The sequence below is a fragment of the Brevibacterium sp. 2SA genome (assembly GCF_005502845.1).
Lineage (GTDB): Bacteria > Actinomycetota > Actinomycetes > Actinomycetales > Brevibacteriaceae > Brevibacterium.
This window is the reverse complement of record NZ_SCMW01000026.1, coordinates 1-21,301: the sequence shown is the minus strand read 5'-3', so window position 1 is coordinate 21,301 and position 21,301 is coordinate 1. Positions and strand designations below refer to the sequence as shown.

General features: G+C 70.7%; 20 protein-coding genes. 16 read left to right on the top strand and 4 right to left on the bottom strand.

What is annotated here, in order from left to right; translation table 11 throughout:
* Nucleotides 1-45: 45 nt before the first annotated feature.
* The 5 genes from FFS20_RS10550 to FFS20_RS10530 are packed head-to-tail and all read left to right on the top strand — an operon-like array spanning nucleotide 46 to nucleotide 8,236.
* On the top strand, nucleotides 46-1,275 hold the full coding sequence (locus FFS20_RS10550) for a glycosyltransferase (RefSeq protein ID WP_137825807.1): 1,230 nt from the start codon (nucleotides 46-48) through the stop codon (nucleotides 1,273-1,275).
* A complete protein-coding gene (locus tag FFS20_RS10545; protein ID WP_249356789.1) occupies nucleotides 1,265-2,599 on the top strand; it encodes a glycosyltransferase in 1,335 nt (444 codons plus the stop codon). Before FFS20_RS10550 ends, FFS20_RS10545 begins: the two co-directional genes overlap by 11 nt.
* Nucleotides 2,596-3,780: a glycosyltransferase family 4 protein gene (locus tag FFS20_RS10540; protein WP_137825806.1), complete on the top strand. Its 1,185-nt coding sequence runs from the start codon at nucleotides 2,596-2,598 to the stop codon at nucleotides 3,778-3,780. Before FFS20_RS10545 ends, FFS20_RS10540 begins: the two co-directional genes overlap by 4 nt.
* Nucleotides 3,777-5,702 carry an ABC transporter ATP-binding protein gene (locus FFS20_RS10535; protein ID WP_137825805.1) on the top strand — a complete coding sequence of 642 codons (1,926 nt, stop codon included), beginning with the start codon at nucleotides 3,777-3,779 and terminating at the stop codon, nucleotides 5,700-5,702. The genes FFS20_RS10540 and FFS20_RS10535 overlap by 4 nt, the downstream gene beginning before the upstream one ends.
* A complete protein-coding gene (locus FFS20_RS10530; protein ID WP_137825804.1) occupies nucleotides 5,699-8,236 on the top strand; it encodes an aminoglycoside phosphotransferase family protein in 2,538 nt (845 codons plus the stop codon). Before FFS20_RS10535 ends, FFS20_RS10530 begins: the two co-directional genes overlap by 4 nt.
* A 37-nt stretch (nucleotides 8,237-8,273) precedes the next feature.
* Here the strand turns inward: FFS20_RS10530 and mgrA are convergent, their stop codons facing one another.
* Genes mgrA through FFS20_RS10515 form a run of 3 tightly spaced genes read right to left on the bottom strand, consistent with a single transcriptional unit; the run spans nucleotide 8,274 to nucleotide 10,273 of the window.
* Nucleotides 8,274-9,314: an L-glyceraldehyde 3-phosphate reductase gene (gene mgrA / locus FFS20_RS10525; RefSeq protein WP_137825803.1), complete on the bottom strand. Its 1,041-nt coding sequence runs from the start codon at nucleotides 9,312-9,314 to the stop codon at nucleotides 8,274-8,276.
* A 47-nt stretch (nucleotides 9,315-9,361) separates the two neighbouring features.
* Nucleotides 9,362-9,688, bottom strand: a complete 327-nt coding sequence (locus FFS20_RS10520) for a 4a-hydroxytetrahydrobiopterin dehydratase (protein WP_137825802.1) — start codon at nucleotides 9,686-9,688, stop codon at nucleotides 9,362-9,364.
* 39 nt (nucleotides 9,689-9,727) lie between these two features.
* On the bottom strand, nucleotides 9,728-10,273 hold the full coding sequence (locus FFS20_RS10515) for a CGNR zinc finger domain-containing protein (protein WP_137825801.1): 546 nt from the start codon (nucleotides 10,271-10,273) through the stop codon (nucleotides 9,728-9,730).
* Nucleotides 10,274-10,299: 26 nt separating this feature from the next.
* On the opposite strand from FFS20_RS10515, the gene FFS20_RS10510 reads away from it, so the two are divergent.
* The 11 genes from FFS20_RS10510 (at nucleotide 10,300) to FFS20_RS10460 (ending at nucleotide 20,083) form a co-directional block, all read left to right on the top strand.
* Nucleotides 10,300-10,536, top strand: a complete 237-nt coding sequence (locus tag FFS20_RS10510) for a hypothetical protein (RefSeq protein WP_249356788.1) — start codon at nucleotides 10,300-10,302, stop codon at nucleotides 10,534-10,536.
* A 249-nt stretch (nucleotides 10,537-10,785) separates the two neighbouring features.
* Nucleotides 10,786-11,523 (top strand): GntR family transcriptional regulator, encoded by a 738-nt coding sequence (locus FFS20_RS10505; RefSeq protein ID WP_137825800.1) that lies wholly within the window; start codon nucleotides 10,786-10,788, stop codon nucleotides 11,521-11,523.
* A complete protein-coding gene (locus tag FFS20_RS10500; protein ID WP_137825799.1) occupies nucleotides 11,520-12,707 on the top strand; it encodes an anhydro-N-acetylmuramic acid kinase in 1,188 nt (395 codons plus the stop codon). The genes FFS20_RS10505 and FFS20_RS10500 overlap by 4 nt, the downstream gene beginning before the upstream one ends.
* A gap of 139 nt (nucleotides 12,708-12,846) precedes the next feature.
* Complete coding sequence (locus FFS20_RS10495; RefSeq protein WP_137825798.1) at nucleotides 12,847-14,349, top strand: sodium:solute symporter; 1,503 nt, start codon at nucleotides 12,847-12,849, stop codon at nucleotides 14,347-14,349.
* On the top strand, nucleotides 14,346-15,389 hold the full coding sequence (murQ, locus tag FFS20_RS10490) for an N-acetylmuramic acid 6-phosphate etherase (RefSeq protein WP_137825797.1): 1,044 nt from the start codon (nucleotides 14,346-14,348) through the stop codon (nucleotides 15,387-15,389). Before FFS20_RS10495 ends, murQ begins: the two co-directional genes overlap by 4 nt.
* Nucleotides 15,386-16,384: a BadF/BadG/BcrA/BcrD ATPase family protein gene (locus FFS20_RS10485; RefSeq protein WP_249356787.1), complete on the top strand. Its 999-nt coding sequence runs from the start codon at nucleotides 15,386-15,388 to the stop codon at nucleotides 16,382-16,384. The genes murQ and FFS20_RS10485 overlap by 4 nt, the downstream gene beginning before the upstream one ends.
* A gap of 96 nt (nucleotides 16,385-16,480) precedes the next feature.
* On the top strand, nucleotides 16,481-18,265 hold the full coding sequence (locus FFS20_RS10480) for a glycosyltransferase family 2 protein (protein WP_137825796.1): 1,785 nt from the start codon (nucleotides 16,481-16,483) through the stop codon (nucleotides 18,263-18,265).
* Nucleotides 18,266-18,378: 113 nt separating this feature from the next.
* Nucleotides 18,379-18,843, top strand: coding sequence for a MarR family transcriptional regulator (locus FFS20_RS10475; RefSeq protein WP_137825795.1), 465 nt, complete (start codon nucleotides 18,379-18,381; stop codon nucleotides 18,841-18,843).
* Nucleotides 18,844-18,920: 77 nt separating this feature from the next.
* Complete coding sequence (locus FFS20_RS10470; RefSeq protein WP_137825794.1) at nucleotides 18,921-19,241, top strand: multidrug efflux SMR transporter; 321 nt, start codon at nucleotides 18,921-18,923, stop codon at nucleotides 19,239-19,241.
* Between the two features lie 62 nt (nucleotides 19,242-19,303).
* Nucleotides 19,304-19,729: a multidrug efflux SMR transporter gene (locus FFS20_RS10465; RefSeq protein ID WP_137825793.1), complete on the top strand. Its 426-nt coding sequence runs from the start codon at nucleotides 19,304-19,306 to the stop codon at nucleotides 19,727-19,729.
* Between the two features lie 96 nt (nucleotides 19,730-19,825).
* Nucleotides 19,826-20,083: a PspC domain-containing protein gene (locus tag FFS20_RS10460; RefSeq protein ID WP_137825792.1), complete on the top strand. Its 258-nt coding sequence runs from the start codon at nucleotides 19,826-19,828 to the stop codon at nucleotides 20,081-20,083.
* Nucleotides 20,084-20,240: 157 nt separating this feature from the next.
* Here FFS20_RS10460 and FFS20_RS10455 read toward each other — a convergent pair whose 3' ends face one another.
* Nucleotides 20,241-21,158, bottom strand: coding sequence for a LysR family transcriptional regulator (locus FFS20_RS10455; RefSeq protein WP_137825791.1), 918 nt, complete (start codon nucleotides 21,156-21,158; stop codon nucleotides 20,241-20,243).
* Nucleotides 21,159-21,301 lie beyond the last annotated feature (143 nt).

The following is a 21,301-nucleotide window of genomic DNA, read 5'->3' as shown; positions in this document are numbered from 1 at the left end:
CTGCATCTCATCTCGGCCTTAATCTCGGCGACGAAGCTGGGAACCATGACAGACAACCTGAGAATCGCGCTCTTCTCCCATGACTCACTGGGACTCGGGCACCTCCGCCGCAATCGCGCGCTCGCCTTCGCGCTCGCCGCACAGCTGCCCGAGCGCACCGGGCGTCCCGTCAGCGGACTCCTCATCGCCGGCAGTCCGGAGGCCGCCCGCTTCGACCTGCCCACCGGCTGGGACTGGGTCATCCTCCCCGGCGTCACGCCGGCCCCCGGCGGCTATGCGCCGCGGGCGCTCGCGGCGACGATGGACGGCCTGCGCAGTCTGCGGTCGGCGGCGATCACCGCCGTCCTCGACCAGCAGCAGCCCGACCTCTTCATCGTCGACCGGCACCCCTTCGGCGTCGACGGGGAGCTCGCCGAGGTGATCGACCATGTCCGCGCCCGCGGCACCCGCACCGTGCTCGGCCTCCGCGAGGTCCTCGACACCCCCTCCGTCATCGCCGCCGAGTGGGATCGAGTCGGCGGCCCCGGCAGCGTCGCCGCGGCCTTCGACGAAGTCTGGGTCTACGGCGACGCGGCCGTCTACGACCCCCGCGCCACCGGGGAGGTCCCCGCCGAACTCGCCGAGATCGCGACGCTCACCGGCTACCTCGCACTCGCCCGGCAGGAGGCCGCGGCACTCGCCGCACTGCCCGCCGCTGACGAGCCCTTCGTCCTCACCTGCCTCGGCGGAGGCTCCGACGGGGCGGCGCTCGCCGAACGCGCGATCGCCGCGACCCCGCCGCCCGGGCACACCCACCTCGTCGTCGTCGGTCCGCAGATGGACCTGCCCGAGGTCGAGCGACTGCGCGACCTCGCCCGCCCGGACACGCAGATCCTCCGGCACACCGCCGACATGCCCGGGCTCATCGCCCGCGCCGCGGCACTCGTGTGCATGGGCGGCTACAACACGCTCTCGGAGGTCATGGCCACCCGCACCCCCGCGCTCGTCGTCCCCCGGGTCGGCCACCGCGAGGAGCAGCCCCGGCGAGCCTCGGCGCTCGCCGCCGCCGGAGCCCTCGACACCTGCGGCCTGAGCGAGGCGACGCCGGAGTTCCTCACCTCATGGTTCGCCGGCCGCGCCGGGACGCAGTCGTCCCGGGACCACATCGACCGCGACGGCCTGCGCACCGTGGCCGCCCTCGCCGCCGAACTCATCGACGCCGCCGACGTGCCCGCCGTCTCCGCGCTCGCCCACTCCCGTCCGAGGCTGACCGAGGAGGTCCGCTGTGCCGTCTGAGACCGCCCTGTCCGTGGCGAGCCCCCGCAGGCGCGTGGGCTACGTCCTCAAGATGTACCCCCGCTTCTCCGAGACGTTCATCGTCTCCGAGATCCTCGCCCGCGAGGCCGCCGGAGAGGACATCGTCATCTTCTCGCTGCGTCCCTGCACCGATGCGCGCTTCCATCCGGAGCTCGCCCGCGTCAAGGCCCCCGTCATCCACGTCGGACGGTCCTCGAGCGCACGCGGCTTCTGGGAGGTCTGGCAGGAGGCGACGACGGTTCCCGACATCGCCGCCGCTGCCGCCGACCACCTCGGCGAGCTCCTCGCCCTCGACCACGACGACGCGGGTCAGGCGCTCACTGTCGCCCGGCTCGCCCGCGAGCACGGGGTCACGCACCTGCACGCGCACTTCGCCTCGGTGTCGACGACGGTGGCCCGCGCCGCCTCCCAGCTCAGCGGCATCCCGTACTCGTTCACGACGCACGCGAAGGACATCTTCCACAACAGCGTCGAGGTCTCCGACCTCGCCCGCAAGACCGCGGCCGCCGACCACGTCATCGCGATCAGCGACTTCAATCGGGACTATCTCGCCCGGACCCTCGGCCCCGAGCTCGCCGAGCGGATCACCGTCGTGCGCAACGGCCTCGAACTCGACCGCTTCCCGTACCGGCCGCACCGGGAGCCGGCGGAAGTCCCCGCGCTGCTCGCCGTCGGCCGCCTCGTCGAGAAGAAGGGCTTCGGCCATCTCCTCTCCGCGCTCGCCGTCCTCCGCGACACGGGGCTGCCGGTCCGGCTCGACCTCGTCGGCACCGGCCCGCTCGAGGCCGACCTCGCCGCTCAGGTGCGCACTCTCGGACTCGACGATGTCGTGACCCTGCACGGAGCCCTGACCCAGCAGGAGGTGCGGGAGATGTTCGACACCCACGACGTCCTCGTCGCCCCCTTCGTCGACGGCTCCGACGGCAACGTCGACGGGCTGCCGACCGTCCTCCTCGAGGGCATGGCCGCCGGCATCCCGTGTGTGGCCGGCACGGTCACCGCGGTGCCCGAGATCGTCATCGACGGACAGACCGGGTGGCTCGTCGACGGGGCCGATCCGACAGCGATCGCCGCCGCCGTCGCCGAGGTGGTCCGGCGGGCCGTCGGCGACCCCGCCTCGCTGACCTCCGTCACCGACGCCGCGCGGGCGCGCGTGTGCGCCCTCCACGACTCCCGTGTCCAGGCCGCCGAGCTGGCCGCCCTCATCGGCAGGGCCGAGGTGCCCGTCGCCGCGGCGTCGGCAGCCAGCAGCGGCGGTGCCCCCGACGGCGACACCCTCGATGCCTGGGAGCGTGCCTCATGAGAATCGCCTACATCCTCCTCGACCCCGGCATCGGGATCTTCGGCACGAAGGGCGCGAGCGTCCACGCCCAAGAGGTCATCCGCGCCTTCCGCAGCCTCGGGCACGAGGTCACGGTGTTCTGCACCCGCACCGACGACGCGATGCCCGGCGACCTCGCCGACCTCGAGGTCGTCCGCCTCGACCTGCCCCCGGGTCTCGACCGGGGCTGCCGGGAGATCGCGCTGCTGCGGGTCTCCGACCTGCTCGCCGATCTCGTCGCGACCCGCGGGGGCTTCGACCTCGTCTACGAGCGGTACTCGCTCTTCTCCACCGCGGGTGCCACGATCAGCGACCGCCTCGGCGTTCCTCTCATCCTCGAGGTCAACGCGCCGCTCATCGAGGAGCAGCGCACCCACCGCGGACTCGTCCACACCGAGCATGCGCAGCGCTCGACCGCCGCGAGCTTCGGACAGGCCGCGCGGATCGTGTGCGTGAGCGACGCCGTGGCCGGCTGGGTGCGGCGCGACTATCCCGGACTCGCCGAGGTGGTCGTCGTCCCCAACGGGGTCAACACCGACCGCATCGCGCCCGGGTCCACCGACACCGCCGTCCACGACGCCGACGCAGCCGTCCACGGCACTGCCCCGAAAAGTTCGGCGCCGGTGCGCATCGGCTTCGTCGGCACCCTCAAACCGTGGCACGGCACCGACCGACTGCTCGCGGCGTGCGCGGACCTCGACGGACCGTTCCACCTCGACATCGTCGGGCACGGACCTGAGGCCGAGGCGCTCGCCGCCCAGGCCGAACGCCTCCGCCTGGGAGCCCGCATCACCTTCCACGGTGCGCTCGCCCCGGCCGACGTGCCCGCCCAGCTGCGGCGCTTCGACATCGCCGTTGCCCCGTATCCGGCCGGCCCGAACTACTTCTCGCCGCTGAAGATCTACGAGTACCTCGCCGCCGGGGTGCCCACCGTCGCATCGAGGGTCGGATCGATCCCCGAACTGCTCGCCGGCACGGACGCCGGAATCCTCGTCGCCCCCGACGACATCGCCGAGCTCACCGCCGCGCTGCAGACCCTCCTGAATGATCCCGCCCGGCGGACGCGGATGGGTCAGGCCGCCCGCGCCGAGGCGATCGCCCGCCATTCCTGGGAGAGCCGGTGCCGTGACATCCTCGCCCCCGTCCTCGTGGAGACCGCATGACGCCGCGAACCGTGCCGAACGCCAGCGCCCTCAAGCGGACGCTGAGCATCATCCGCCCCCACCTCGGCCGGCACAAGTGGCTCATCCTCGCCGGATTGGCCGCACTGCTCGCCGACGTCGTCTTCCGCATCCTCGAGCCGTGGCCGATCAAGATCGCCGTCGACGCCGTCACCGCCGCCCTCGGCGCTGACATCGCCCCGAGCCTCGGCGTCGGCTCCGGGGTGGCAACGACTCTTGTGGCCGCGGCGCTCGGTCTCGCCGTCATCGTCGCCGGCCGCGCGGTGACGAACTACGCATCGACGATCTGCTTTGCCCTCGTCGGGGCACGGGTCGCCACACAGCTGCGCTCCCGGGTCTTCGACCATGTCCAGGCGCTGTCGCTGAAGTACCACTCGAAGGCGTCGATCGGAGACACCTCACAGCGCCTCGTCGGCGACATCGGCCGCCTCCAGGAGGTCGCCGTGACCGCGGGACTGCCGCTCGTCGGCAATGTCATCACCCTCGCCGTCCTCCTCGTCGTCATGGTCGTCCTCGACCCGGTGCTCTCGGCCATCGTCCTTGCCACCGCCGTCGTCTACGGTCTGCTCTCCCGGGTCGCGACCCCGAAGATCACCACCGCCTCCCGGTCGACGCGCAAAGGCGAGGGCCACCTCGTCGGATCCGCCGCCGAGGCGCTGGGTGCGATCCGCGTCGTCCAGGCCTACGGACTCGAGGGGACGGTGGCCACCGAATTCGCCAACGGCAACGAACGCGCGCTCAAGGCCGGGGTGCGCGCCCGCCGGCTGGCCGCGGGGCTCGAACGCTCCACGGACGTCCTCGTCGGCGTCTCGCAGGCCCTCGTCCTCGCGTTCGGCAGCTACCAGGTGCTGCGCGGAGCAATGACCCCGGGCGATCTCGTCCTCTTCCTCCTCTACCTCAAGATCGCGATGAAGCCGCTGCGCGACATGGCGAAGTACACGGGCCGCATCGCCCGGGCCACCGCCTCGGGGGAGCGCATCGCCGACCTCCTCGACGAACCCATCGAGATCGACGACCGCCCCGACGCGGTGACGATGGGACCCGTCGCCGGCGATGTCGTCTTCGACGGCGTGACCTCCCGCGACGGACACGGCCGTCGCCTCTTCGACGACCTCAGCCTGCTCATCCCCGCAGGGGAGAAGATCGGCATCCTCGGCGCCTCGGGGGCGGGCAAGTCGACGCTGACGAGCTACCTGCTCCGTCTCAGCCAGCCGGACGCCGGGCACATCTACCTCGACGGCTACGACACGCGCAATGTCACGCGGGCGTCCCTGCGCGGCAACGTCTCCGTCCTCCTCCAGGAGTCGGTGCTCTTCGCGGTGAGCGTGCGGGAGAACATCCGCTACGGTCGCCTCGACGCCACCGACGCCGAGGTGGAGGCCGCGGCCCGTGCGGCCCGAGCCGATGAGTTCATCCGGGAGCTGCCCGAGGGCTATGACACGGTGCTCGGCAACCGCGGGGACACGCTCTCCGGCGGGCAGCGGCAGCGCCTGGCGATCGCGCGTGCTCTCGTCCGGTCTGCCCCGGTCGTCGTCTTCGATGAGGCGAGCACGGGGCTCGACCCGGCGACCCGGGCGCAGGTGACGGAGGCGCTGTGGGACCTCACCGAGGGGCGCACCGGCATCGTCATCACCCATGATGCGGCGATGGTCCGCGGCCTCGACCGGGTGGTCTGGCTCGAGGACGGTCGCATCGTCGAGGACGGCTCACCGGCGGAGCTCGCCGCCGATCCTTCGACGCGGGTGGCTGCGTGGCTGCGCGATCAGGCTGAGGAGTCGACACCGGAATGGGGCGCCGAGGCGGACGCCTCCGTTGCGTCGGGCACCGTGACCGGGCCGCTGCCGCCCGCTCACCCCGCACCGCCCGAGCACCGTCCGGTCGTGGGAACCGGGGTCCGCCGATGACCGCGGTCGACGCGGCCTGCGCGGCCGCTGGTGCCGCGCCGCGGACGGTCCCTGCCGGCGGGGCAACCGCGTTCGTCGGTGCATCCTCCGGCATGGAGATCCCCTTCCTCGACGACCTGCGTGAGGCGGCGGCGCTCAGTCGACTTCTCGGGTTCGCCGCCCGGCCCGTGCGCCTCCGCGTCAAACCCGGTCGCAGCGCCATCGTCGCCTGGCGGCGCGACGGCGTGCCCGGTCTCGCCGGATGGGGCTGGACGACGGTGATGAGCGACGCCGACAAACTGGCGAACCTGCGGCGTCGAGCGGAGCGGCGCGGCCAGTCCCTGTACGTCCACACCGTCGTCACGGACCCTGCCGCGTCGGCAGTTGACGATGCTGCGCCGGCAGCTCACGACACCGTGTCGGGTCGGGACCGGCCCGCGGGGGCCCGCGAGTTCACCCTCGTCAGCGGGGGAGTGCTCGCGGATCCGAAGCTCGGGGCATCGCTTGCGCGGGTGCGCGATGATCTCGACCTCGACGCGTGCACCGTCGTCGGCTACAACCCGGCCAGACGCATCCTCCTCGCACACGCCGGCGAATTCGTGCGGATCGGCACGGACCCCTACGACCGTCTCCTCGCCGCCGCCGAGGACTGGCAGCGGCACGGGCTGCCCACCCTGCCGGTCACCCGCCTCGGCGCGGATGCGACGGCAGTGCGCTTGCCGTGGTGGGGCACCGGTGACCTCGCCACACACCCGGATGCGCAGATCGCCGAGGCGGTCGGCCGCACCATCGCCGCCCTCCACGGCCGCAGCGTCGCTGACTCTCACGACCGGCACGCTGTCGCCGACGCCTGCGCGATGCTCGATGACACCGTGCGCACGCTGAGCCGGCTGCTCCCGGACGCAGAGGTCGCACGTGCGCGACGACTCGCCCGCACCATCGCCGCAGAGCTGAGCTCGACCGACCCGAGTCGGGCTCTGACTGAACTCTCCGACATCCACGGTGACCTCAGCCCCGACCAGATCCTCATCGACGGCGGGGACTTCCGGATCATCGACCTCGATCGAGCCGGTGTCGGCCCGGTCGGCATGGATCTCGGCCGGTGGATCGCGGCGTGCCGCCTCCGCGGTGACACCGCCGGACCGGGGCTGGAGATCGGATTCCTCCACGGATACAGCGCCGTCGCGTCGGATGCGGCCGCGGCCTCGGGCGTGGCAGCTCCCATGCCGGCGAGTCCGCCGCGGATCGACGGTCTCGACGTGTGGGCGGCCTGGGCGCTGCTCCTCACGGCTATCGAGCCCTGGCGCACCTGCCGTCCCGACTGGCGCGAGCGCACCGAACGGCACCTCGACCTTGCCGAGGAGGCCCTGCGCGATCGCCCCCACCTCACCGCCTGCGGCACTCGGCCCAGCTCCTCACCGATCCCCGCGCGCATCCGCATCGACGGGACCGATGTCGACATCCGCCGAGCGTGGCCGGCGAAGAAGGGCCGCATCGCCGTCGAGGCGACGACAGCCGACGGCATCCGGGCAGGCTTCCTCGATCCGACCCCGCGGGACACACCGCATCCCGGCTCACGGGATACCCCGCACGGCGACACCCGCGAGGCATCGCACGGCGACACCCGCGAACCCTCACCTGTCGACCCCCGAACGGCCACACAGACCACCGCGGTCGCGACACTGCTGCCGGCCGGCGCCGACCCGGACCTCCCCGGCCTCGCGCGCCTCCTCGACGGTCCGGGCACGCGCGGCAACCGGCTCGTCTCCCACCGGCCGGGACGACGCGCCGTCGTCGCTCTCGCCGACGGCACCTTCGCGAAATGCGTGCGCCGTGGCAAGGCAGCGGCGATCCTCGCCGGGCAGGACAGGGCGCTCGCCTTCGCCGCCGGATTCATCCTGCCCCGGGTGCTCGACGCCGATGACGCGACGGTCCTTCTCGCTCGGGTCCCCGGGGTCGAACTCCACGAGCCGAGGGCACTCGGCACGCACTGGGAGCGGGCCTGGACGGACTGCCTCGGCGCATGGGACCGCGCGGACGCACAGGCGCTGCCGGACTCGATGCCCACCCACACCGCTGAAGACGAAGCCGGTGTCCTCGAGGACTGGCGGGAGCGGGCCGATGGTCTGCTCGGCGACCGTGCCGCGCCCCTCGATGCGCTCCTCGACGAGGTGACCACGCAGCTGCGCGACTCCGCTCCGCCACTGCGCTGGGGCCCGGTGCACCGCGATCTCCACGACAAGCAGCTGATGTGGGATGAGGCCGCCGGTCCCGGACTCCTCGACGTCGACACGGCCTGCCGCGGTGAGCGCGAACTCGACCTCGGCAACCTGTCCGCCCACGCGACGTGGCGGCGCGCTCAGGGAATCTGGTCGCCCGCCGAAGCGGAGGCCGTCACCCGTGCGATCGGCCGGGTCGCCTCGGCGGGAGGCTGCGACCGGTCACGACTTCGACTCTACGAACGCGCGAGCCTCCTCCGGCTCGTCTGCGTCTACGCGTTTCGACCGCGATGGGCCGCACGAACGCACGCGCTGCTCGACGCGGCCGCAGAGTGAACCCGTCGGCCTTGAGCGGGGGCCGGGCCCGGGCCCATCAGTCCTGTGTGCTGCGGCGGGCATCGCCCCAGATGTCGACGCCCGAGTCGACGGCGAAGGAGTCGATCGCGGCAAGCTCGTCATCGGTGAAGGGAGCGGCGCTCAGGGCGGCGACGTTGTTCTCGAGCTGATCGACGCGGCTGGCGCCGATGACGAGGGAGGAGACACGGGGGTCGCGCAGCGCCCACGACAGGGCCATCTGCGCGAGCGACTGACCGCGCGCCTCGGCGATGTCGGCCAGTCCGCGGATCCGGTCGAGGTTGTCCGCGGACAGGAAGCCGTCCTTGAACGACGGGGTCTCCTTCCCGGCGCGCGAATCCGCGGGCACCCCGTCGAGGTACTTGCCGGTGAGCAGGCCCTGGGCGAGCGGGGAGAAGGCGATGACGCCGAGGCCCTCCTCGGCGGTGGTGTCGAGGAGGTGGTCGTCCTCGATCCAGCGGTTGAGCATCGAGTACGAGGGCTGATGGATGAGCAGCGGCGTGCCGAGGTCGCGGGCGATCTGCGCCGCTCGGGCCGTGTCGGCGGCCGAATAGGAGGAGATGCCCGCGTAGAGGGCGCGACCCGAGCGCACCGCAGTGTCGAGTGCGCCGATCGTCTCCTCGAGCGGGGTCGTGGCATCGGGGCGGTGCGAGTAGAAGATGTCGACGTAATCGAGGCCGAGGCGACCCAGCGACGCATCGAGGCTCGAGAGCAGGTACTTGCGGCTGCCGCCCGGGCCGCCGTAGGGGCCGGGGTGCATGACCCAGCCGGCCTTCGTCGAGATGATGAGCTCATCGCGGTAGCGGCCGAGGTCCTCACGCAGCTGGCGACCGAAGTTGATCTCGGCCGACCCGGACGGCGGCCCGTAGTTGTTCGCGAGGTCGAAGTGCGTGACGCCGAGGTCGAAAGCGCGGCGGACCAGTGCGCGCTGTTCGTTGAACGCGACGTCGTCGCCGAAGTTGTGCCACATCCCCAGCGACAGGGCCGGCAGCACGAGTCCGGAGCTCCCGACTCGGCGATAGGTCATCGACTCGTAGCGGTCATCGGCAGCGGTGTACACGGATCGTCTCCCGGGAATTGGTGACAGGCGGTCGCGTTCAGCTTAGGTCACGAAGATTGTCCATTGCGATCGGCGGAGATGTCCGCACCTGCGGCGATGTCGCTGAACGTGGCGGCGAGCTGAAGATCCCGCTCCGTCACCGCGCCGGTGTCGTGGCTGGTGAGCACCACCTCGACGACGGGGTAGGTGAGAGTGATGTCGGGATGGTGGTTGGCCTCCTCAGCAGCGGCGCCGAGGCGGTTGACGAGGTCGAGTCCGGTCGCGAAGTCCCCGGTGAGGTACTTCGCGGTGATGCTGTCCGAGCCGCCCTTCCAATCGCTCAGCCCCGCCTCGGCGAGCTTGTCCTGCAGTTCCTGTCCTCTGTATTCAGCCATGGCACCATGCTAGAAAGACATCGCCGGGACGGGAACCCCTCAGGCGGAATTCCGTGCGCCCTTCGCGCGGTGGCGGCGGACGGCGTCGCGGTTGGCGCAGCGGACCGAGCAGTAGCGCTGGCGGCCGTTGCGGGTGACGTCGACGACGACGTTGTCGCACGGGTCGCCAGGTGTCAGGCCGGCCGCGCAGCGACCGAGGCGGTGCATGCCGCGGGTCGTCAGGTGCAGCGCCGTACCGACGCAGATGACGGCGCGCAGCACATGGGCCAGCGACTGGTTCGAATCCCGGTAGTGGAGGTGCCAGCCCTCATCGTCGTGGTCGACGAGGCGCGGGTAGGCGGCGGCGTTCGCCATGATCGCGTTGAGGATCTCCGCCCGGTCCTGAGGGTCGTCGGCGTCGACGACCGCCAGCCACTCATCGATGACGGTGCGCGTGTCGTCGAGGTCGGTCGACGTCGGTTCGAAGCCCATCGTCATCCCGAACTCCCGGGTGCGGGCCTCGATCCCGTCGCGATCACTCGGCCAGTCATTGGCGAGCGACGCCGCGAGCAGCACCGCGTACTCGCCGTAAGGGTTGAGTTGCATAAGACCATTACAGCAGGGTGGACGGCATGGACACCAGAGCAGGACGCGAGATGCGCGTGACTCGCGACAACAGCACCGCCGCTGGGGGACAGGCCTCCGGCGCCGGCTGTGAGCACGGCTGGCTGACCGAGTCGCGACACCGCATCTCGACCGGGCTGATCGTCTACCTCCGCTGTGCCAGCTGCGGGGCGCGTCGCGTCGACCACCTCGGTGCCGGTGCGCTGGTGCCGAGCGGGCTGAGTCGGGTCGTCGCGCCGAGGTGAGGCGCCCCCGCGGGGCCGCCGTGGGGCGGACGCGCACCGGACTGCCCGCCGAAAGTCGATTCGGCCACGACTAGTCACCGTGCAGAATGACTTTTCGCCGTCATCCGGTCTGCGTGTCGCACTTTTCGCGAGCGTTCGTACTTTTCGCCGGCAGTGCGTCGGCGGCGCCGCGCCGGGTCCACGCCCCGCCGCACCCCAAAGTAGACCAGTGGTCTTGATTTCGTGTGTGACCTGTGACTCAATGGGGGAGTGACGAAATTCCACTCGATTCGGGATCAGCTCCTCGATCGCCTCGACGGCATGGCCGCCGGAGAGCAGTTCCCGCCCGAGCGTCAGCTCGCTCAGCAGCTCGGCATCTCCCGGATGACGCTGCGCCGGGCCCTCGACGACCTCGTCGCGAAGGGCGTCGTCCGCCGCCGGCATGGGGCCGGCGTCTTCGCGCTCGGCCCGAAGTTCGATCAGCCGCTGGCCGCGAGTTCGTTCACCGAGGACATGCTCGCCCGCGGACTGCATCCCGGCTCCCGGGTGCTCTCCTTCGACCGCGGAGAGGCCGGGGCGCACATCGGACGCAAGCTCCACCTCGGCGAAGGGGATGAGGTGCTGACGATCCTCCGCCTGCGACTCGCCGACGATGAGCCGATCGCCCTCGAGGAGCTCCACATTCCCGCCGCGCGCGTGCCCGGACTCGTCGCCGCCGACCTCGTCGACGCCTCGTTCTACGACCTCCTCCACACCCGCTTCGGCATCGACCTCGCCCACAGCGTGCAGACGATCGAACCGACGCTCCTCGACGAGGAGGAAGCCGAGCACCTCGGCGCCCCGATCCAGGCCCCGGCCCTGCTCTTCGAGCGCACCTCGCGCAGCGCCGACGATGTGCCCTTCGAATTCGTCCGCTCGGTCTACCGCGGCGACCGCTACAAGGTCCGCACCGAACTCACCGTGCCCGTCCGCCCGGAGGGCAGCGCCGTCGAGGGGCCGCGACCATGATCATCGCCGGCCTGATGACGGGCACCTCGGCCGACGGACTCGACCTCGTCCTCGCCGACTTCGCCCATGACCCAGCAGCTCCCGACGACCTGTCGGTGCGTCTCCTCGCCGGTGTCGAGGTTCCCTTCGATGCGGACCTCCACGCCGACATCCTCCGTCTCCTCGAGCCCGGCGACATCCCGCTCGCCCTCGTCAGCGACGTCGACGGTCGACTCGGAAGGATGGCCGCCGAGGCGCTCGCCGAGGTCTGCGCGAGAACCAGCGTCGTCCCCGACCTCGTCGTCTCCCACGGTCAGACCGTGCGCCACGACGTCACCGACGGCGAGGTCACATCGACCCTGCAGCTCGGCCAGCCCGCTTGGATCGCCGAGCGCCTCGGGGTCCCCGTGCTCTCCGATGTCCGCTCCGCCGACATCGCCGCCGGCGGGCAGGGCGCCCCGCTCGTCGGGATCCTCGACACGATGCTCCTCGGCGCGGTGGCAGCTCCGAGCGCGCTGCTCAACCTCGGTGGAATCGCGAACCTCACCGTCATCGCCCCCGATCGCGCGCCGCTCGCCTTCGACACGGGCCCGGCGAACGCGCTCATCGACATCCTCGCCCGCCGCATCACCGACGGCGCGCAGTCCTGCGACGTCGACGGCGCCCTCGCCGCGAGCGGTCGGGCCGATGAGGCCCTGCTCGCCGACCTCCTCGACGACCCCTACTACCGGCGCCCCGCCCCGAAGTCGACGGGCAAGGAGCTCTTCCACGCTGCCTACCTCGACCGACATCTCACAGCCCATCCCCACCTCGGCGGATTCGACGCCATTGCCACGGTCACGGAGCTCACCGCCCGCACCATCGCCGAGGCGGCCGGCCGTCACGGGGTCACCGCGGTCATCGCGTCCGGGGGTGGGACCCGGAATCCGACGCTCATGGCCGCGCTCGACTCTGCGCTTGGCCCCGGTGTCGCGCTCGAGACGACCGATGCGGCGCTCGGCCTGCCCGAGGGCGCGAAGGAGGGACTGCTCATGGCGCTCATCGGCTGGCTGAGCTGGCACGGCCTGCCGGCCACCGAACCGAGCCTGACCCGGGCGAGCCGACCGAGCATCGCCGGCCGACTCACTCCCGGATGGCGTCCGCTTGAGCTGCCCGTACCGCTGCACCGAAGACCTCGTCGGATGCGCATCGACGACCGGACCTGAGACAGACCCGGAAACGCCCGCCAACCGCTCCGACCCTGACCACCCCGACCGCCAACCACCCCACCGCAACCCCCGACGCGGCGCTCACCGGCAAGGACGCCGGCCGCCGAGACCGCCGCACTGAGAAGGAGTCACGACCATGCAGATCATCGACCTCCTGGTGATCGTCGTCTACCTCGTCGCCACCGCGTGGCTGGGCCTGAAGCTGAGCGGGCGACAGACCGGGCTCAAGGACTACTTCCTCGGCGGGCGGGAGCTGCCCTGGTGGGCGGTGTGCCTGTCGGTCGTCGCGACCGAGACGAGCGCGCTCACCGTCATCGGCATCCCCGTGATGAGCTACCTCGGCGACATCTCCTACCTCCAGCTGGCGCTCGGCTACATCGTCGGCCGCATCCTCGTCGCGTTCTTCATGCTGCCGCGCTACTACGACGGGGAGATGATCACGGCGTACGCGTACCTCGGCAAGCGGTTCGGCCAGTCGACGCAGACGACCGCGGGCATCACGTTCCTCTTCACCCGCCTGCTCGCCGACGGCATCCGCGTGCTCGCCGCCGCGATCCCGCTCAAGGTCATCCTCGACGGGCTCGGCATCCACACGAACTACTTCATCATCATCGTCGTCCTCTCCCTCGTCACGATCGTCTACACGTTCATCGGCGGCATCAAGGCCGTCGTCTGGGTCGACGTCGCCCAGATGTTCCTCTACGTCCTCGGCGGGATCCTCGCGATCATCGTCATCACCGCCGGTGTCGGCGGGGGATGGCTCGCCGAGGCGGCCGCCGCCGGGAAGCTGCAGATGTTCGTCTTCGAGGGCAACCCGATCAATGCCGCGGGATCCTTCATCCCCTCGTTCGTCGGCGGCGCGGTCTTCGCGATGGCCTCCCACGGGGCCGATCAGATCATCGTCCAGCGGCTGCTCGCCTGCCGGACGAAGGTCGATGCGCAGAAGGCGCTCATCTGGTCGGGCATCGTCGTCTTCGTCCAGTTCGCGATCTTCCTCGCCGTCGGCCTCGCCCTGTGGGCCTACTACGACCAGGCGCTGCCGGCCGATCTCGGGCTCACCCGCGACGATGAGATCTTCCCGCTCTTCATCATCGAGGGCCTGCCGCCCGGCATCTCCGGGCTGCTGCTCGCCGGCATCCTCGCCGCGGCGATGTCGACGCTGTCCTCGTCGCTCTCCGCCCTGTCCTCATCGACGGTCAACGATGTCGTCGCCCGTTTCCGCAGGACCCCGCTCACCGACGCCGAGGGACTCAGGGTCGGACGCTGGGCGACGATCGCGTGGGGTGTGGCGTTCATCCTCCCGGCCACGGTCTTCGAATCCGACACCGGCAACATCGTCATCCTCGCCCTCGGCATCGCCGGCATCACCTACGGCGGACTGCTCGGCGCCTTCGTCTTCGGCATGGTCAACAAGCGTGCGACCGCGGCCGACGCGAACATCGCCTTCGTCCTCGCGATCGCCGTCAACGCGTTCTTCTTCGTCATGGAGAAGTACGTCACCGGTGAGGTCTGGGTGGCGTGGCAGTGGTATCCCCTCCTCGGCGTCATCGTCATGGTCTCCGTCGGCGGGCTGCTGTCCCTGCGCCACCCGGCCCCACCCGTGGCCGCCGTCGCCGAGGCGGAGGGCAGCCTGCGATGACCGAAGCGCAGTCCCAGCCTCCGGAGTCGAATCCCGTCGCACGTCCCTCGGGTGCGCACCCGCCGAGGCTCTCGCCGACCGAGCGGCGCAATCCGCGCAGCGCGGGCCTCGACGATCTCGACAGCCTCGGCGTGCTCACCCTGCTCAATACCGAGGATCAGGCGGTGCTCGACGCGGTCTCCGCGGCCCTGCCGGACCTCGCCGCGCTCGTCGACCTCGCTGCGGAGCGGATGCGCGCGGGCGGCACCGTCCACTACTTCGGGGCCGGCACCTCCGGTCGCCTCGGGGTCCTCGACGCCAGTGAGCTCATGCCGACGTTCAACCTCGAGCCCGGCCGGGTCGTCGGACACATCGCCGGCGGGGAGCCGGCCCTCGTCAACGCCGTCGAGAACGCCGAGGACTCGCTGGCCGACGGACGTCGCGACGGTGCCGGGCTGGGGGAGCGGGACGTCGCGATCGGGATCGCCGCAAGCGGGTCGACCCCGTACGTCCGCGGGGCGCTCGAAGCCGCCGGGGAGGCCGGTGCCCACACCGTGCTCATCTCGAACAACCCGCAGGCTCCCGTCGCCGCGGCGGCCGCGGCCCACATCGTCCTCGACACCGGACCCGAGGTCGTCACCGGGTCGACCAGGCTCAAGGCCGGCACCGCGCAGAAGCTCACCCTCAACGGGTTCTCCACCGCGCTCATGGTCGCCCTCGGGCGGACGTGGCAGAACCTCATGGTCTCCGTCGTCGCGACGAACGCGAAGCTGCGCGAACGCACCGTCCGCATCCTCCGGGAGGCCGCGGACCTCGACGACAAAGCTGCCCGTGAACTCCTCGCGCGGTGCGACGGTGACCTCAAGACGGCGCTCGTCGTCTCCTTCGCCGAGGTGGCCCCCACCGCTGCCGCCGAGCTGCTGGCCGGGCACGACGGCTCTGTGAGAGCGGCGATCGCCGCCGCGGCAGCCACCGGTGCCGGCGACGCGGCGAACGCCGGGAACACGGGAGCCGCGGGCGACGATGCGGATGACAGTCCCCGCCCCGGAGCCGGCGCATGATGCCCGGCTCTGCCGCCGGTGACCTCGTCCTCGGCATCGACGTCGGCGGCACCGGCAGCCGTGTCGCACTCGCCGCGGTTTCGGTCGATCGCCTCGGCGACCAGGTCATCCTCGGCACGCTCACCGGCCCCCGCGTCGAGATCGGGGCCGAAGGCAGCAGCGCTCCCGTCGTCATCCGGCGGCTCGTCGCCGCGGCCCGGCAGGCCTGGCCGGAGCCCTTCTCCCGGGTGACCGGCATCGGGATCGGGGCCACCGGGATCGCGTCCCTGACCGCCGATCCCGCCGTGCTCGCGCAGGTCATCGCCGCCGAGGCGGACGCACGGACCGCGGTGACGATCGACGCGGTCACCGCCCACCTCGGTGCGCTCGGCGGAGCCGGCGGGGCGATCGCCGTGCTCGGCACCGGGGCGATCGCGATCGCCCACCCGGGGGCCGACGACGACGGGATCCTCGGTGCGCAGTGGTCGCGCGTCGACGGCTGGGGCCACCTCTTCGGCGACCGCGGGGGCGGTGCGTGGATCGGTCGGCATGCCCTCGAAGCCGCCCTGCGCGCGCACGACCGGGTCGACCGGCGCGGGGCCGCACTCCTCGCCGCGGCGACCGGACGCTTCGGGGATCCGAGCACGTGGCCGGCGACGTTCTACACCCGCAGCGACCGGGCGGGCCTCCTCGCGGAGTTCGCCGTCGACGTCGCGGCGCTCGCCCGTGTCGAGGACCCGGTGGCCGTGGCGCTCCTCGCCGAGGCGGGACAGGAGGCCGCTCGCAGCGCCGTCGCCGCCGCTGCGGCCTCGGGTGCCTCCCGCATCGCCCTGACCGGGGGCCTGACGAGGGCAGGAGAATCCCTCCTTGAGGAGTTCGGTGCGGAGGCGACGCGGAGCGACCCCGACATCGCCGTCGTCGAACCCGACGGCGATCCGCTCACCGGTGCCCTCGTGCTCGCGAGCCTCATCGCCGCCGAGCGGATCCGTGCCCAGGAGGACGTTCTCTGGGTGTGACGGTCGTCTGCAAGTCAGCTTGCCGACGACAACTGTTCACCTGACCGGCATCTGCGGATCAGCCCGTGGTCAGATGCCTTGCGCAGGATCGGCACTGTGAGAACCAGTCGCGAACCGTCATCCGGATTCGACCGCCGTCCGAGGTCGGAGCACCTGTTCCTCCGTCGGAGCCTTCCCGCACCGCAGGGGTCGCACCTGCCCGTCATCGACGTCGTCCCGCCTCGGCGCACTTCGCGTCGTGAGGCGCGGGGACTCGAGCTGCCGACGGGCCGGCGCACCCCGGTCTACCGCGTCTTCGAAGCACTGCCGGCGGTCATCAGCTATACCGCGATCGCGCTCGTCTTCATCCTGCCGTTCATCGATCCGATGCTCGGCGCGGTCTACGTCCTCACGATCGTCGGACTGACGTTCGTGCGGGCGCTGCGCGGAGCCGTCGATGTCGCCCGCGGCTTCACCCGGTACCGGCGCAGCGCGCGAGTTGATTGGAGCGCCCGCCTCGTCGATCTCGAACGAGCCATTGCCGGACTCCCCGCCCTGCCTTATCCGCAGTGCGGCTTCCGGGCCGCCGACCATGCGGCGATCGTCGCGCGGGTGCGCGAGGACTCGCAGGCGGTGATGCGTCCCTCCCAGCTGCTCCACGCCGTCGTCGTCGCCGCCTACAACGAGCCGTTCGACGTCATCGCCGGAACCATCCGCACCCTGCTGCACACCTCGACCTCGCCGCGGCAGATCGTCGTCTTCTTCGCGTTCGAGGAGCGAGGCGGACCGGTGATGGCGGAGACGGCGCGTCGCCTCGCCGCCGAGTACGGCGACGGCTTCTTCGCCTTCGTCCCGGTCCGGCACCCGGCCGGTGTGCCCGGCGAGATCGCCGGGAAGGGGGCGAACATCACCCACGCCGGGCGGAGGCTGGCGAGCTGGGTGCGGGAGCGCGGGATCGACCCGGAGCGGGTCATCGTCACGAGCCTCGACTGCGACAACACCCCGCACGAGTCGTACTTCGACTATGTGGCCTATGAGTACGCGACGGCGCCCGACCGGGCGCGGCTGTCGTTCCAGCCGATCAGCCTCTACATGACGAACATCTGGGACGCTCCGGCACCGTCGCGGGTCGTGGCGAGTGCCAACTGCTTCTGGAACCTCACGACCACGGTGCGGCACTTCGCGCTGCGGAACTTCGCGTCGCATTCCCAGCCGCTGCCGGCGCTCATCGACATGGGGTTCTGGTCGAGGCGGACGATCGTCGAGGACGGTCACCAGTACTGGCGCAGCTGGTTCCACTTCGACGGCGACTACCGGGTCGTGCCCATCCACGTGCCGATCTATCAGGACGCTGTGCTCGCCGGGAGCTTCACGGAGACGATGGTCGCCCAGTTCAAGCAGCTCAGCCGCTGGTCGTACGGGGCCAGCGATGTCCCCTATGTCGGGGTGCGGGTCTTCGCCGGTGACGCGAAGTCGCCGTTCTGGCCCGGGTTCCTGCGCTTCCTGTCCCTCCTCGAAGGGCACGTCAGCCTCGCGTCGATCTCCGTCATCATCGCCGTGGGCGGGTGGATCCCGTTCGTCGTCGCCTCGCACACCGGTCAGGCGAGCGAGTTCATCGAGGCGATGCCGATGACCGTGGGGCTCATCCAGCAGATCGGCATGGTCGCGCTCCTCGTCTCGGTGCTCGTCTTCCGTGCCCTCCTGCCGCCGCGGCCGGTGCACGTGCCGGTCTCGCGGAGCGTGACGATGTGGCTGCAGTGGCTGCTCTATCCGCTCACGCTCCTGATCTTCAACGCCGGCACCGCGCTGTACTCGCAATGGTGCCTGCTCACCGGCCGCTACCGCGAGCGCTTCGACGTCACGGAGAAGGTGTCGGGAGCGTCCCTGCGACGCGCCGCCTGACGAAGCCGGGGTCGACCACTGGGGGTCGGGGGCGACCGGTTCATCGCCGAGGTGGTGCGAAGAATTTCCGCGCAACCTGGCCGATCTCGGTTCGGCCCTGCTAATCTAACTGTATGCGCACGCAAACAGATGGGTCCGCCGGCGTCGGCGAATCATGGTCGCACGTGGCCGTCTTCGCCGCCGCGGTCGATGCGAACCTCGACAAGTGGCTGACGGAGACCTACCGGCTCGGGCTCACTGAGTATCGGGCCCTCGGCTTCCTCCGGGTCGCGTCCGACCGGGAGCTGCGGGTCAGCGAACTCGCCCGCAGGGTCGGACTCAATCCGAGTTCGGTGACGCGGCTCGTCAGCCGGCTCGAATCGAAGGGGCTGGCGGTCCGCGATGTCTGCGCCGATGACGGCCGCGGGGTCTATGCGGTGCTCAGCGACCGGGGCGAGGAGCTCGTCAAGGAGATCGACGAGCCCTACGGTGCCCGTCTCCGCGATGTGCTCAGCCGCCCCGGGGTGCATTTCCCGGACTTCGACGCCGAGGCGGTCCGATCGTCACTGGGCGAGGTTCGTCGGCTCATCGGCGAGTGACGATGAGGCGGTCGCGCGGAATTTTTTCTGTCGTAATACCTGCATGTACACACAAATAACATGAAAGGATGCACGTGATGAGTTGGATCTATCTGGCGATCGCGGTGATCTTCGAGATCGCCGTCGGGATCGCTGCAGGCAAGGCTGCGGGATTCACGCGGCTGTGGTGGACGATCGCGACGCTGGTCGCCGGTGGCATCGCGACGTTCTTCCTCAGTTTGGCGCTGCTGACGTTCGACGTCGGAGTCGGGTACGCGCTGTGGACGTCGCTGGCCGGGGTGGGGATCGTCATCCTCGGCGCGCTCTTCCTGTCCCAGCGCCTGACCTGGAAGAAGCTGCTCGGAATCGCCGTCGTCATCACCGGAGTCGTCGGCCTCAACCTGGCGGGGTCGGCATGATGGACGCCCGCGGAACAGGTCATCAGCCTCCACTCACCTCGAACCGGAAGGGACACCCGCTCATGAGCGAACCGCACCGCAGCACCGACCCTGCGACATCCTCGGCGAAGACGGGAGCGTGGCTCGCGCTCCTGCTGGCCGGCGGCTTCGAAGTCGGGTACGCGCTCAGCGTCAACGGCAGCGCCGGATTCACGGAGCTCGGCTGGTCGCTGGTCGCCATCGTCTTCTTCCTCCTCACACTCTTCTTCCTCAGCGTCGCGCTCAAGCGCATCGACGTCGGCATCGGCTACGCGGTGTGGGCCGGCATCGGTGCGGTGGGCGCGGCGGTGCTCGGGCCGGTCTTCTTCGATGAGTCGCTCACCGCGGTGAAGGGATTCTGGCTCGCCGTCATCATCGCAGGCGTCGTGTGGCTCAAGCTCGCCGACAGTCCGACCCTCGAGGGCACGGCTCGGGATTCGGCACCCGGTCGGACGACGGAGGTCGAGTGATCCGCGGGTCGGGGGCGCGAGGATTATGGGTTTCCTCAGTCGAGTCTCAGGTCATCACCCTGTGGGGCCGCACGCCGGCGGCGTAGTGTCGAAGACATGAACTCACTCTTCGATTCCATTCGCAAGATCGGCTATCGCCGCGGCCCCGAGCGGATCGTCGGCGGCATCGCAGGAGGCCTCGCCAAGGTCACCGGACTCAACGTCTGGATCGTCCGTCTCCTCGTGCTCGCCTCGTTCCTCCTGCCGGTCCTCGGCGTCGGCGCCTACCTCGTCGTCTGGGCGATCACCCCGTGGCAGGACGGGAGCATCCCGCTCCAGCGTGCCTTCGGCGGTGGCGGCCGACTCGAGCGCTGACCCCACAAGCTCGCGTGAGCGGTCCCGGGCAGGACCGCTCACGCGAAGAGGCCCTGTGATCCCCTGTCAGGGAGGTATCACAGGGCCTCTGTGCGTCTGAGCTGATGTCTCCTGACCGCTCGCCGAGGCGGCCCACCGTCATCCAGTCTCGCCGCCGTCATCCGGTCTCGCCGCCGGCCTCCGCCTCGGCGAAGGCGGCATCGACGACGTCGAGGAACACCTCGAGGGTCGGTCCCGGATCGAAGAGGGCCGAGCGCACCATGACGCCGTAGAGCGGGGGCAGCTCTCGCGGCACCGGGACCGTGTTGACCGCACCCCAGACGACACCGACGCCGTCGAGGGGCATGAGCGCCACCGCCATGTCCGCCGCGACGAGGGGGAGGGCGGTCTGCAGAGTCGAGACCTGCTGCACGCTGCCCGGGGCGATGCCGAGCAGATCCCACAACTGCTGTGAGATCTCCACGAGACCGGGAAACCCGGTGATCTGCGACGGGATGACCCAGTGCGCTGACTCGAGCTCCGCCCTGCCCATGTTCGCTCGGCCGGGCGGCACGGCGATCGCCAGCGGCATCGTCGCCACCCCGCGCATCGTCAGCGCCGGAAAGTTCGCGGTGAGCGTGTCGACATCGGAGGTCACGACGAAGCCGATGTCGGCGCGCCCGTCCGAGACGAGGTCGAGCACCCGTGCAGGGAACGGATCCGAGAGGTCGACGGCGACCCCGGGTGCGGTCTCACGGAACGTCCGCAGCAACGGCGGCAGCCGTGACCACGAGAACGTCGGCACCGACGCCACCCGCAGCACTCCGGCCGTCCCGGCCCCGAGCGCGCGAGTGCGCTCGGCGATCTCATCGCCCCACTGCATGAGCCGAGCCCCATCCCTGGCAAGCTGCCGACCTGCCGGAGTCGGTGCCACCCCACGGGGCAGCCGTTCGAGCAGCGTGACCCCCAGCTCCGCCTCGAACGCGCGGATCGCCTGACTCAGCGGGGGCTGCGTCATGTGCAGCTTCTGTGCCGCAGCCGAGATCGACCCCTCGTCGACGACGGTGAGGAAGTACTTGAGACGCGTGAGGTTCATAGTCGCTCATTGTATGGGGTTAGCAGAACAAAGATATTTGTCATCTATCAGGCGAGGGCTGAAGCTGGTGGGGAGCCGATCGACGTCGATCCCGGCTCGACCCCGTCCAGGAGGATCGATGACGATCACCACCCGGCCCCCGT

What these genes read in the sequence shown, in the direction of transcription:
- FFS20_RS10550 (WP_137825807.1), top strand. Translation starts at nt 46, where the DNA reads ATGACAGACAACCTGAGAATCGCGCTCTTCTCCCATGACTCACTGGGA.
- FFS20_RS10540 (WP_137825806.1), top strand. Translation starts at nt 2,596, where the DNA reads ATGAGAATCGCCTACATCCTCCTCGACCCCGGCATCGGGATCTTCGGC.
- FFS20_RS10535 (WP_137825805.1), top strand. Translation starts at nt 3,777, where the DNA reads ATGACGCCGCGAACCGTGCCGAACGCCAGCGCCCTCAAGCGGACGCTG.
- FFS20_RS10530 (WP_137825804.1), top strand. Translation starts at nt 5,699, where the DNA reads ATGACCGCGGTCGACGCGGCCTGCGCGGCCGCTGGTGCCGCGCCGCGG.
- FFS20_RS10520 (WP_137825802.1), bottom strand. Translation starts at nt 9,688, where the DNA reads ATGGCTGAATACAGAGGACAGGAACTGCAGGACAAGCTCGCCGAGGCG.
- FFS20_RS10515 (WP_137825801.1), bottom strand. Translation starts at nt 10,273, where the DNA reads ATGCAACTCAACCCTTACGGCGAGTACGCGGTGCTGCTCGCGGCGTCG.
- FFS20_RS10510 (WP_249356788.1), top strand. Translation starts at nt 10,300, where the DNA reads ATGGACACCAGAGCAGGACGCGAGATGCGCGTGACTCGCGACAACAGC.
- FFS20_RS10500 (WP_137825799.1), top strand. Translation starts at nt 11,520, where the DNA reads ATGATCATCGCCGGCCTGATGACGGGCACCTCGGCCGACGGACTCGAC.
- FFS20_RS10495 (WP_137825798.1), top strand. Translation starts at nt 12,847, where the DNA reads ATGCAGATCATCGACCTCCTGGTGATCGTCGTCTACCTCGTCGCCACC.
- murQ (WP_137825797.1), top strand. Translation starts at nt 14,346, where the DNA reads ATGACCGAAGCGCAGTCCCAGCCTCCGGAGTCGAATCCCGTCGCACGT.
- FFS20_RS10485 (WP_249356787.1), top strand. Translation starts at nt 15,386, where the DNA reads ATGATGCCCGGCTCTGCCGCCGGTGACCTCGTCCTCGGCATCGACGTC.
- FFS20_RS10475 (WP_137825795.1), top strand. Translation starts at nt 18,379, where the DNA reads ATGCGCACGCAAACAGATGGGTCCGCCGGCGTCGGCGAATCATGGTCG.
- FFS20_RS10470 (WP_137825794.1), top strand. Translation starts at nt 18,921, where the DNA reads ATGAGTTGGATCTATCTGGCGATCGCGGTGATCTTCGAGATCGCCGTC.
- FFS20_RS10465 (WP_137825793.1), top strand. Translation starts at nt 19,304, where the DNA reads ATGAGCGAACCGCACCGCAGCACCGACCCTGCGACATCCTCGGCGAAG.
- FFS20_RS10460 (WP_137825792.1), top strand. Translation starts at nt 19,826, where the DNA reads ATGAACTCACTCTTCGATTCCATTCGCAAGATCGGCTATCGCCGCGGC.
- FFS20_RS10455 (WP_137825791.1), bottom strand. Translation starts at nt 21,158, where the DNA reads ATGAACCTCACGCGTCTCAAGTACTTCCTCACCGTCGTCGACGAGGGG.